This window comes from Pseudomonas sp. GXM4 (assembly GCF_008923895.1).
GTDB classification, from domain to species: Bacteria; Pseudomonadota; Gammaproteobacteria; order Pseudomonadales; family Pseudomonadaceae; genus Aquipseudomonas; species Aquipseudomonas atacamensis.
The window spans coordinates 1-10,681 of the sequence record NZ_WBRZ01000193.1 but is presented as its reverse complement, the minus strand read 5'-3'; the positions used below and the strand labels follow the sequence as shown (position 1 = coordinate 10,681).

The following is a 10,681-nucleotide window of genomic DNA, read 5'->3' as shown; positions in this document are numbered from 1 at the left end:
GCGATGGCGGTCTGGCTGACACATCATGAAAAAAGACTGTCGCGATGTAGTTGGCTTTGAGGTCTAGCCTTTCATCTGAACACATCATGAAAGGGGCAATGGATTGCCTGATTTTCCTGCTTCACATCGCTTGCGTATCGGCCGCTATGCAGAGCCGAATCGAATTTATCTTCTCACCACCAACACACTGGATCGCGAGCCGGTATTTGCTGATTTCGCTTTGGGCAGACTGGTCGTTGCGCAATTTCGTCGTGCACATGACTTGGGGTTGGCGAAATCATTGGCATGGGTTGTCATGCCCGACCATTTTCATTGGCTCGTTGAGCTTGAAAATTGCTCACTCAGCAAGTTGATGCGAGAAACCAAATCACTGAGTACGCGGGAGGTTAACCTTTCGACAGGTCGAACCGGGCCGCTCTGGCAGCACGGTTTTCATGATCGGGCACTGAGGAGGGAAGAGAATCTGGAGAAAATGGCGCGTTATGTTGTGGCCAACCCATTGCGTGCGGGCCTGGTAGATACGATTGCCGACTATCCGTTGTGGGACACCATTTGGATTAGAAATGAAATCGAGTTGCCGCCATCGCTGGCAAGCCAGCTCCCACAGGATTCCATGGTGTTTATTGATTCTGAATCCAACCCATAAATCTGTGGGAGCTGACTTGCCAGCGATAGCCGCGCCTCGGTGTATCAGTCCGGCTCACACCCCTTCAACACCAACCGGATAATCGTCTGCGCCGCCGCTTCATAATCGGCTTCATCCAGCTTGTCTTTTCCGGTCACCGCGGAAATCTGCCAGTCGAAGTCGGCGTAGGTCTGGGTCGCGGCCCAGATGCTGAACATCAGGTGGTTGGGGTCGATCGGGGCGATCTGGCTGCGGTCGATCCAGCTCTGGATGCAGGCGATGTTGTGTTTGGCCTGGGCGTTGAGCTGCTCGACCAGGTCGGCGCTCAGGTGCGGGGCGCCGTGCATGATTTCGCTGGCGAACACCTTGGAGGCGTAGGGCAGGTCGCGGGAGATGCGGATCTTCGAGCGGATGTAGCCGCTCAGCACTTCGCTCGGCACACCGTCCGGGTTGAACGGGGTCGAGGCCTGCAGAATCGGCTCGATGATGCTTTCCAGCACCTCGCGGTAGAGGTTTTCCTTGGATTTGAAGTAGTAGTAGACGTTGGGCTTGGGCAATCCCGCCTTGGCGGCGATGTCGCTGGTTTTGGTCGCCGCGAAGCCCTTGTCGGCAAACTCTTCGCTGGCGGCGCGCAGGATCAGTTCTTTGTTACGCTCGCGGATTGTGCTCATAAACCCGGTGGTTCCTTGCCTGTTCTGGCGGTGGCGCATGGTAGCACCGGCCTTGAGCGGCGCTCAACAATGCAGCCTGTGGCCGGCGGTCGCGTTATGCTTGGCAACATTCATACACAGAAGGAAACAGGATTCATGGCAGGAAGCAGTTTGCTGGTGCTGATCGATGACATCGCCACCGTTCTGGATGACGTTGCATTGATGACCAAGATGGCCGCGAAGAAGACCGCCGGTGTACTCGGTGATGATCTGGCGCTCAATGCCCAGCAGGTTTCGGGCGTGCGCGCCGAGCGGGAAATTCCCGTGGTCTGGGCGGTGGCCAAGGGCTCGTTCGTCAACAAACTGATCCTTGTGCCGTCGGCATTGGCGATCAGCGCTTTCGTACCGTGGCTGGTGACACCACTGTTGATGGTCGGCGGCGCGTACCTGTGCTTCGAGGGTTTCGAGAAGCTCGCGCACAAATTTCTGCACAGCAAAGAGGAAGACGAGGCAGAGCACACGCAGTTGACCGAAGCAGTGGCCGATCCGGCGACCGATCTGGTGGCGTTTGAGAAGGACAAGATCAAAGGCGCAATCCGCACTGACTTCATTCTCTCGGCAGAAATCATTGCGATCACCCTCGGCACCGTGGCAGATGCCTCGCTGACCCAGCAAGTGGTCGTCATGTCCGGCATCGCCAGTGTCATGACCGTGGGCGTTTACGGTTTGGTGGCGGGCATCGTCAAGCTCGACGACCTGGGGCTGTGGCTGACACAGAAGCCAGGGCAGATGGCGAAAAAGATCGGCGGCGGCATTCTCAGCGCCGCGCCGTACATGATGAAAACCCTGTCGGTGGTCGGCACGGCGGCGATGTTCCTGGTCGGCGGCGGCATCCTCACCCACGGCGTGCCGGTGCTGCATCACTGGATCGAAGGCGTTGGCGCAGCGGCAGGGAGCGCCGGGTTCGCCGTGCCGATGCTGCTCAATGGTGTCGCGGGGATTATTGCTGGCGCAGCGGTGTTGGCGGTGGTTTCGGTCGTAGGCAAGCTCTGGAAAGCGCTGAAGGGTTAATCAGCAACACATAACAAATGTGGGAGCGAGCATGCTCGCGAATGCGGTAGTTCAGTCAATATCGATGTTGACTGAAACTCCGCGTTCGCGAGCAGGCTCGCTCCCACAGTGTTTTGCGGCAGCCGATTTACTCGGCAATCTGCAACTTGCGCGCTTCGGTGTACACGTACCGCACTTTCTCGTACTCGAACGGCGAGTTCATCTGACCATAGCGGAAGCTGGTCTGGTAGCGCTTGTCGATCGCACGCAAGGCCCAGACTTCCGGATGATTCGAGCTGACTTCCGCGACATTGAGGAAGTTGATCGCAGTGTCGGCGGTGTAATCCACGGCCAGACCTGCGGTGTCGCGGATGTTTGACGGACCGAAGATCGGCAGTACGAAGTAGGCGCCGCCCGGTACGCCGTAGAAGCCCAGGGTCTGACCGAAGTCTTCGTTCTGGCGCGGCAGGCCCATGGCGGTGGCCGGGTCCCACAGGCCGGCGATGCCGATCGTGGTGTTGAGCAGCAGGCGCGCGGTGGTTTCCATCGAGCGCTGGCCCTTGAACTGCAACAGGCTGTTGACCAGGTTCGGCACGTCACCAATGTTGTTGAAGAAGTTGCTCACCCCGGTACGCACGAAGCTTGGGGTGATGTAGCGATAGCCATCGACTACCGGCAGGAACACCCACTGGTCGAAGCGGTAGTTGAAGTGGTAGACCCGGCGGTTCCACGATTCCAGCGGGTCATAGACGTTCAACGCGTTGAGCGTCGAACGTTCGAACTCGCGCTGGTCCAGGCCCGGGTTGAACTTGAGTTTGGTCAGCGGTTCCTTGAAGCCGTCGCTGTCGACCACTACCGGGGCATCGGCTTTACTGTTGTCGGCCTGGGCCACGCCTGCACAGAGGAACGCTGCAATCAGCAGGAGATATTTAGCCACGGAAGAACTCCAGCATGGCGTCGCTGTTGACGCGATAGTTAAGGTTGCCGCAGTGGCCGCCCAGTGGATAAACGGTCAGGCGATCACCGAAGGTTTTACGCAGGAAGCCCAGGTCGCCAGGGCCGAGGATGACGTCGTCGGCGTTGTGCATGACGGCGATTTTCGGGCTGTCGTGCAGGTAATCCTTGAGCGCATACAGGCTGACCTGATCGATCAGTTGCAGCAGGCTGCCGCCGTCGGTGCGCGCGCGCCACATCGGAATGACCTGCTCGGTGATGTAGCAGTCGAAATCGCATTGCAGCGCACGCTTGAGGAACGGCGTGAGGCTGGTGCCTTCGGTGATCGGGAATTTCGGCGGGGTAATCAGACCGCGACGGTTGACCAGGTCCGAGGTATAGGCAATGTCGGCTGCCGAAAAGCGGAACGACGTGCCGATGAGCATGGCCATCTGTTCGTTGGTCAAGTGTTGCTTGGACTGCTGAAAGTCATACAGCAGCGCATCGTTGAGGTCGATGTAGCCTTTCTGCTGGAAGTAGCGGGTCAGCTTGCTCAGTACCAGTTCATAGAACGTGGTGCTGTTGTTGATGCCTTTCACCTCGGTCTGTACCAGCTTGTCGAGGTTGGTCACCGAGGTATAGAGGTTCACCGGCGGGTTGAGCAGCAGGACTTTCTTGAAGTTGAAGCTGCGGCGCGTTTCGTCCAGATGCGCGACGAACGCGGCATCGAGGGCGCCGAGGCTGTAACCGGTCAGATAGTACTCAGTGACCGGCAGTTTCGGGTTCTGCGCCCGCACGGCCTGCATCACCCGATACATGTCTTCGGCATCTTCCTTGGTCACGCCCGGGGTGGCGAAACGCGAGGCGGCGCTGATGAAGTCGAAGCTGGTCGGCGACGACAACTGCACGACATGGTAGCCGGCCTTGTAATACAGCTTTTTCAGGTATTCGTTGAGCGTGCTGTCAAAGCGCGCACCGGTGCCGGCGATCAGGAAGATCAGCGGCGCCGGTTTGTCCTGCGTGGCGATGCGGTAAGTGAGCTTCTTCACTGCCCAGAAATTGTCCGGCAGTTGGAATTCACGCTCCGGGCGCAGGGTGAGGCTGCGGTCCGTTTGATTGATGTCGTCGTCCAGCGGCAGCTCCGGACGCAGGTCCGGTGGTGTCGTGGCGATCGTCGCCTCGAACGGGTTGGTCAGCGGGTAGCCATAGCTGGCGGCGTCGATATCCACCGCCAGCGCGGACGCACTCAAGATAAGGCCGCTGAACAGCGCGGCGAAGCGCAAGGAACGGAGCATGACTAGATCCCTTAGAGGAAGGTGCCGATTGAAGTTCGCAGGCTATGACCACCGGCCGTGCGCCAAAGTGCCATGCTGCGGCACCAAACAGGCGGAATTCGGGGTAATAGTAGCTGGACGATACACGTTGCAAGGGCTCGCTGAACAGTTAACAGTTGTTAGTGCTTGCGAATGCCGGTCGGCAGATTAAGCTGGCCGCCGATTTCCGCAGATTGGAGTGCTCCATGTCCCGCCGCTTGCCCGTGATTGTGCTGCTTGTTTTGTTGCCGCTGTGGCTGGCCGCCAGTTATGCCGCGCGCTATGGCTTCATGGAAGACGGGCAGTGGGTGGGCATCTGTGTTGACGAGGCCAGTCGTTGGGAATGCCTGGTGCGGTCGAATCTGGGGCTGATGATCCATTTCAGGGGGTTGGGCTGGGCGGCGGTGGGTGCTGCGGTATTGGCGTTTGTCGTGCCGGGACGGGCAGGGTGGTGGCTGGCGGTGCTGGCGCTGGTGTTCGGCCTGCCGGCGCTAGCGTTGTACAACACGACGTTGGCGGTGTTTGCGGTGGTGATTGCCGGGTTGCGCCTGGTCCGCGAGTCCCGCAGCGCCTGACAGTCAGTCATCGCGGGCAAGCCCGCTCCCACAGGGATTGAGGTGAACACAACATTTGTGTGCAGCAGAAATCCTGTGGGAGCTGGCTTGCCAGCGATGGCGATTTCGAAAGCGCCGAAATCAGGCCTTGCGAACCCGCAGGCATCGCCACAACGCCACCACCATCAAGCCACTCACCAGCGCCCAACCCCACGCCTGCTGATTCAGCATCCCTTCCTGATACAACTGCGGTGCAATCCCGGCGCCGATGATAAAGGTCAGCAGAGCAATCTCCCGACGCGGCACGCTCACCGGGCGGCACAGGTAGACCAGCGCCGGCAGGACGAACGCCATGCTGGCGAAACTGCGATAGCGCGGATCGAAGACCATCTCCAGCATTATCACCGCGGCGGCAAAACCGGCCGCCACGACCAGCCAGCCGGCGCGCCGTTCGAGGAAATCGAAGGCTCGCGCGCGCCAACCGCTACGCGCGCTTAGCGTCAGCGCGGCATGCGCAAGGACCAATAGATTCAAACCGGTCAGCAAGCCAACCCACAGCCATTCCCCGGCAAACCGCGTGGTCAATCGAGCCAGATCGCCCCAGGCGCCAATCGAGCAAGCAGCGACGGCGCCCAGCAGTGGCAGGACAAGCGCCGAACGTGTAGTGCGGACGGCACCGCCAAGCATCAGCGTGCCAAGGAAAATCAATCCGCCTACCGCCAGCCATTCTTTCCAGTACGGCACGTTGCTCACCGGCCCGGCGAGTACGCCTTTGTCCTGCCGATCGGCATCGAACAGGCCCCAGTAGCCGCCGACCGCGCCTTCACTGCCGCGCTTCCACGGTTGATCGAAGGCTTCGATCAGGTTGTAACGCCAGCCTTCCTGCTCGGCCATCGCCACAAAGCCACGAATGAATTTTGCCTCGTTGAGCCGGCTCGGTACGGCTGTTTCACGCTGACGGCCTTCGCTCGGCCAGCCGGTTTCGCCAATCATCACGTCTTTGGGCGCGAACTTGTTGCCGAACACCTGACGCACATCCGCCACATGCTGCAGCGCCACGTCGATGTTCGACGGATCGTCTTCCCAGTACGGCAGCAGGTGAATGGTCAGAAAGTCCACGGCCGGGGCGATTTCCGGATGCTTGAGCCAGAATTCCCAGACGTCGGCGTAGGTCACCGGTTGCTTGACCTGGCTTTTGACCTTGTTGATCAGCCGGGCCAGTTGCGCGCCGGTGACCTCTTTGCGCAGCAGTGCCTCGTTGCCGACGATTACGGCTGTGACCACGTCGGGGTTGGCATTGGCCGATTTGATCAGCAGCTCGACTTCCTGCTCGGTGTCGACCGGGTTGCTGTTGACCCAGGCGCCGATCATCAACTTCAGACCGTGCTTGCGCGCCAGATCGGGCAGGGCTTCGAGCCCGGTCATCGAGTAGGTGCGGATGCATTCAAAGCGCGTCGCCAGAAGCGCGAGGTCGGCGTCCATGCGCTCGGGGCGCAATTGGAACGGCACGTCGAACGGCGATTGGTCTTTGTCGAACGGTGTGTAGGAGGCGCATTGCAACTTGTGCGTCGGCGTCGCGGCGTCCGGCAGGATCACCGGTTGGCCGAGGCCATACCAGAAACCGCCAAGGGCCAGGAGCCCGAGCAGGCAGGCGAACAGATAAGGCAGAAAAGGAAATCGGTACGTTGCGGACATGGTCAGGCCGAGTGGCTGCAAAGCGACGCATGTTACCTGCATTTATAGAAGGGCTGGTGGCTTGCAGGCGTTGTACATGCAAAGTTCGGGCGGATTGTCTGGCGTCAATTAATCGCGCTTGATTAATGGCTTTCTGATGTCGTTTCTCGCTGCCTTGAGGTCGCTGACAGAGCAGGTCGCCGGCCGCTTGAGGTTGATGATCAAACCATCAGTACCCTTTTTGAAAAATCGGCTGATGTTCGGTGTGTGAGGTCCGGCGTGATGGGGGCGCTGTGCACCATAACAATACGTTGACGATGCCCGGCATCCGTCGGGCGCAGCATTTCGGGGAAGTAAACGATGAAGATGCGACGACTTTTAGGCGCAGGTGCCGCTCTGGCGCTTGCGATGAGTTCCACTTTCGCCAACGCTGAAAAACAGACCCTGAACATCGGTTACGTTGACGGCTGGTCCGACAGCGTCGCGACCACTCACGTGGCGGCCGAAGTGATCAAACAGAAACTCGGTTATGACGTGAAGCTGCAGGCCGTCGCCACCGGGATCATGTGGCAGGGCGTGGCCACCGGCAAACTCGACGCGATGCTCTCGGCCTGGCTGCCCGTGACGCACGGTGACTACTGGACGAAAAACAAGGATCAGGTCGTCGACTACGGCCCGAACTTCAAGGACGCGAAGATCGGCCTGATTGTGCCGGAGTACGTCAAAGCTAAATCGATCGAAGATCTGAAAACCGACGACACCTTCAAAAACCGCATTGTCGGCATCGACGCCGGTTCAGGCGTAATGCTCAAGACCGATCAGGCGATCAAGGATTACGGTCTGGACAAGTACAGCCTCAAGGCCAGTTCCGGCGCCGGCATGATTGCCGAGCTGACCCGCGCCGAGAAGAAGAACGAATCCATCGCTGTCACCGGTTGGGTGCCGCACTGGATGTTCGCCAAGTGGAAACTGCGCTTCCTCGACGACCCGAAAGGCGTGTATGGCCAGGCTGAAACCGTGAACAGCATCGGCAGCAAAGGCCTGGACGCCAAGGCGCCGGAAGTGGCCAAGTTCCTGAAAAACTTCCAGTGGGCGTCGAAAGACGAAATCGGCGAGGTCATGCTGGCGATTCAGGACGGCGCCAAGCCTGATGCAGCGGCCAAGGACTGGGTGGCCAAACACCCGGATCGGGTAGCTGACTGGACCAAATAACAGCTTCACCGCCGAACTCTGTTGGAGCGAGCTTGCTCGCGAAAGCGCTCTGTCAGTTGACTGATACGGCGCCTTCGCGAGCAAGCTCGCTCCCACAGTTGTTTTTGGGTGTCCGGAAAATGGCCAGAACATCATGGCCATCTACTACTAAGGTCGTCTGGAACCTCTCTCGCAGCCGCATACATTAGCTACGTTCCAACAATAATTTGTGCTGCGAGGATAAAAACAATGAACGACAGCATTTACCTCTCGATTCAAAACAGTCCCCGATTCAAGGAGCTGGTTCAGAAAAGGGAACGATTCGCCTGGATTCTCTCGGCAATCATGCTCGGGCTGTACTCCGCATTCATCCTGCTGATCGCATACGGGCCGCACGTGCTCGGGGCGAAACTCAGTCCTGAATCCTCAATCACCTGGGGCATCCCGATCGGTGTCGGCCTGATCATTTCAGCCTTCGTCCTGACCGGCATCTACGTGCGCCGCGCCAATGGCGAGTTCGACGACCTGAACAATGCGATTCTCAAGGAGGCTCAGCAATGATCCGGCGTCTACTGGCTCTATTGAGTGTTGCGGCTTTCGCGCCGAGTGTCTGGGCGGCTGACGCGTTGACGGGGGAGGTGGCCAAACAGCCGCTGAACATCCCGGCGATCCTGATGTTCGTGGCCTTCGTCGGCGCGACGTTGTACATCACCTACTGGGCTTCGAAGAAAAATAATTCGGCCGCCGATTATTATGCGGCGGGCGGCAAGATCACCGGTTTCCAGAACGGCCTGGCGATCGCTGGCGACTACATGTCGGCGGCGTCCTTCCTGGGTATTTCCGCGCTGGTGTTCACCTCCGGCTACGACGGCCTGATCTACTCGATCGGCTTCCTCGTGGGCTGGCCGATCATTCTGTTCCTGATCGCCGAACGCCTGCGCAACTTGGGTAAATACACCTTTGCCGACGTGGCGTCCTACCGCCTCGGGCAAACCCAGATTCGCACCCTGTCCGCCTGCGGCTCGCTGGTGGTGGTGGCGTTCTACCTGATCGCGCAAATGGTCGGTGCCGGCAAGCTGATCCAGCTGCTGTTCGGCCTCGATTACCACGTTGCGGTGATTCTGGTCGGCGTGCTGATGTGCATGTACGTGCTGTTCGGCGGCATGCTCGCGACCACTTGGGTGCAGATCATCAAGGCAGTGTTGCTGCTGTCCGGTGCCTCGTTCATGGCACTGATGGTAATGAAGCACGTGGGCTTCGACTTCAACACGCTGTTCTCCGAAGCGATCAAGGTTCACGCCAAGGGTGAGGCAATCATGAGTCCCGGCGGTCTGGTGAAGGATCCGATCTCGGCATTCTCGCTGGGTCTGGCGCTGATGTTCGGTACCGCTGGCCTGCCGCACATTCTGATGCGCTTCTTCACCGTGAGTGACGCAAAAGAAGCGCGCAAGAGCGTGCTGTACGCTACCGGCTTCATTGGCTACTTCTACATCCTGACCTTCATCATCGGCTTCGGCGCGATCCTGCTGGTCAGCACCAATCCGGCCTTCAAAGATGCAGCGGGCGCCTTGCTCGGCGGCAACAACATGGCGGCGGTGCACCTGGCCAACGCGGTGGGCGGCAGCATCTTCCTAGGCTTCATCTCGGCAGTGGCGTTCGCAACCATTCTGGCTGTGGTAGCCGGCCTGACGCTGGCGGGTGCTTCGGCGGTTTCTCACGACCTGTACGCCAGTGTGATCAAGAAGGGCAAAGCCAACGAGAAGGATGAGATTCGCGTGTCGAAGATCACCACTATCGCCCTGGCGGTGCTGGCGATTGGCCTGGGCATTCTGTTCGAAAGCCAGAACATTGCGTTCATGGTCGGCCTGGCGTTCTCCATCGCGGCGAGCTGCAACTTCCCTGTGCTGCTGCTTTCGATGTACTGGAAGAAGCTGACCACTCGCGGCGCGATGATTGGTGGCTGGCTGGGTCTGGTGAGTGCTGTTGGTCTGATGATCCTCGGCCCGACCATCTGGGTGCAGATTCTGCATCACGAGAAGGCGATCTTCCCTTACGAATATCCGGCGCTGTTCTCGATGATGATTGCGTTCATCGGGATCTGGTTCTTCTCGATTACCGACAAGTCGGCGGCTGCGGATAACGAGCGGGCGCTGTTCTTCCCGCAGTTTGTGCGTTCGCAGACCGGGTTGGGGGCGAGTGGGGCGGTTTCGCACTAAGAGATCAGCTGTAAGCTGCAAGCTGCAAGCTTCAAGCTTCAAGAAAACGCCCTGATTGAGAGATTGGGGCGTTTTTTTTTGTGGGCGGTTATCGGTTGGTTTTGGGTGTATATCCGTTTTTTGCAGTGCTGCGGCTGGTGGTTTCGCCCTTACGGCGACTTACTTTTTTACAAGCGCCTAAAAAAGTAAGCAAAAAACGCTAGCTCCTACGTTCGGCCCGCTCGCTGGGGCTCGGGGTTCCTTCGCTCCGGGACTGATCCTGGCGCAGCGGGTCCGGTTTGCTTCGCTGCACCTCCTTCCGCTGTGTCTGGCTGCGCCAGACGGTCGCTGCGCTCCCACGCCCGGATCAATCCCTCCGCTCAGCCTTCCGACGTCGCCCGTGGATCAAGATCAAAAGCACTCGAGCTAACGCTCATTGTTGAGTGGTTAGAAGCGTCGTACGGCTTGAGATTTTCGGTGGATTCGCCCCTCACCC

The 10,681-nt window shown here is 59.1% G+C and carries 9 protein-coding genes and 1 pseudogene; 6 read left to right on the top strand and 4 right to left on the bottom strand.

The window, feature by feature from the left end:
• Positions 1 to 103 precede the first annotated feature (103 nt).
• Positions 104 to 559 (top strand): annotated as a pseudogene (locus tag F8N49_RS20350) (transposase); the annotation flags it as partial.
• A gap of 131 nt (positions 560 to 690) precedes the next feature.
• Here the strand turns inward: F8N49_RS20350 and F8N49_RS20345 are convergent.
• Positions 691 to 1,296, bottom strand: a complete 606-nt coding sequence (locus tag F8N49_RS20345) for a TetR/AcrR family transcriptional regulator (RefSeq protein ID WP_151552307.1) — start codon at positions 1,294 to 1,296, stop codon at positions 691 to 693.
• 135 nt (positions 1,297 to 1,431) lie between these two features.
• Between F8N49_RS20345 and F8N49_RS20340 the strand changes: the two genes are divergently transcribed.
• Positions 1,432 to 2,346 carry a DUF808 domain-containing protein gene (locus F8N49_RS20340; RefSeq protein WP_151552305.1) on the top strand — a complete coding sequence of 305 codons (915 nt, stop codon included), beginning with the start codon at positions 1,432 to 1,434 and terminating at the stop codon, positions 2,344 to 2,346.
• 127 nt (positions 2,347 to 2,473) lie between these two features.
• On the opposite strand, the gene F8N49_RS20330 is transcribed toward F8N49_RS20340, so the two are convergent.
• Positions 2,474 to 3,262, bottom strand: a complete 789-nt coding sequence (locus tag F8N49_RS20330) for a VacJ family lipoprotein (protein WP_024012144.1) — start codon at positions 3,260 to 3,262, stop codon at positions 2,474 to 2,476.
• Positions 3,255 to 4,553, bottom strand: coding sequence for a serine protein kinase PrkA (locus F8N49_RS20325; RefSeq protein ID WP_016771020.1), 1,299 nt, complete (start codon positions 4,551 to 4,553; stop codon positions 3,255 to 3,257). Before F8N49_RS20325 ends, F8N49_RS20330 begins: the two co-directional genes overlap by 8 nt.
• Positions 4,554 to 4,777: 224 nt before the next feature.
• Here F8N49_RS20325 and F8N49_RS20320 point away from each other — a divergent pair, with 224 nt between their 5' ends.
• Positions 4,778 to 5,146: a hypothetical protein gene (locus tag F8N49_RS20320; RefSeq protein ID WP_151552303.1), complete on the top strand. Its 369-nt coding sequence runs from the start codon at positions 4,778 to 4,780 to the stop codon at positions 5,144 to 5,146.
• A 120-nt stretch (positions 5,147 to 5,266) separates the two neighbouring features.
• Here the strand turns inward: F8N49_RS20320 and F8N49_RS20315 are convergent, their stop codons facing one another.
• Complete coding sequence (locus F8N49_RS20315; protein WP_151552300.1) at positions 5,267 to 6,862, bottom strand: beta (1-6) glucans synthase; 1,596 nt, start codon at positions 6,860 to 6,862, stop codon at positions 5,267 to 5,269.
• A 297-nt stretch (positions 6,863 to 7,159) separates the two neighbouring features.
• On the opposite strand from F8N49_RS20315, the gene F8N49_RS20305 reads away from it, so the two are divergent.
• From F8N49_RS20305 to F8N49_RS20295, 3 genes are all read left to right on the top strand, one after another.
• A complete protein-coding gene (locus F8N49_RS20305) occupies positions 7,160 to 8,011 on the top strand; it encodes a glycine betaine ABC transporter substrate-binding protein (RefSeq protein WP_041479599.1) in 852 nt (283 codons plus the stop codon).
• Positions 8,012 to 8,239: 228 nt separating this feature from the next.
• Complete coding sequence (locus F8N49_RS20300) at positions 8,240 to 8,551, top strand: DUF485 domain-containing protein (RefSeq protein ID WP_016771016.1); 312 nt, start codon at positions 8,240 to 8,242, stop codon at positions 8,549 to 8,551.
• A complete protein-coding gene (locus tag F8N49_RS20295) occupies positions 8,548 to 10,206 on the top strand; it encodes a cation acetate symporter (protein ID WP_016771015.1) in 1,659 nt (552 codons plus the stop codon). The genes F8N49_RS20300 and F8N49_RS20295 overlap by 4 nt, the downstream gene beginning before the upstream one ends.
• Positions 10,207 to 10,681: the final 475 nt, after the last annotated feature.

Excerpts from the sequence above, each read along its gene's own strand:
- F8N49_RS20315 (WP_151552300.1), bottom strand. The coding sequence starts at position 6,862 with ATGCAGGTAACATGCGTCGCTTTGCAGCCACTCGGCCTGACCATGTCC.
- F8N49_RS20345 (WP_151552307.1), bottom strand. The coding sequence starts at position 1,296 with ATGAGCACAATCCGCGAGCGTAACAAAGAACTGATCCTGCGCGCCGCC.
- F8N49_RS20305 (WP_041479599.1), top strand. The coding sequence starts at position 7,160 with ATGAAGATGCGACGACTTTTAGGCGCAGGTGCCGCTCTGGCGCTTGCG.
- F8N49_RS20320 (WP_151552303.1), top strand. The coding sequence starts at position 4,778 with ATGTCCCGCCGCTTGCCCGTGATTGTGCTGCTTGTTTTGTTGCCGCTG.
- F8N49_RS20295 (WP_016771015.1), top strand. The coding sequence starts at position 8,548 with ATGATCCGGCGTCTACTGGCTCTATTGAGTGTTGCGGCTTTCGCGCCG.
- F8N49_RS20325 (WP_016771020.1), bottom strand. The coding sequence starts at position 4,553 with ATGCTCCGTTCCTTGCGCTTCGCCGCGCTGTTCAGCGGCCTTATCTTG.
- F8N49_RS20340 (WP_151552305.1), top strand. The coding sequence starts at position 1,432 with ATGGCAGGAAGCAGTTTGCTGGTGCTGATCGATGACATCGCCACCGTT.
- F8N49_RS20300 (WP_016771016.1), top strand. The coding sequence starts at position 8,240 with ATGAACGACAGCATTTACCTCTCGATTCAAAACAGTCCCCGATTCAAG.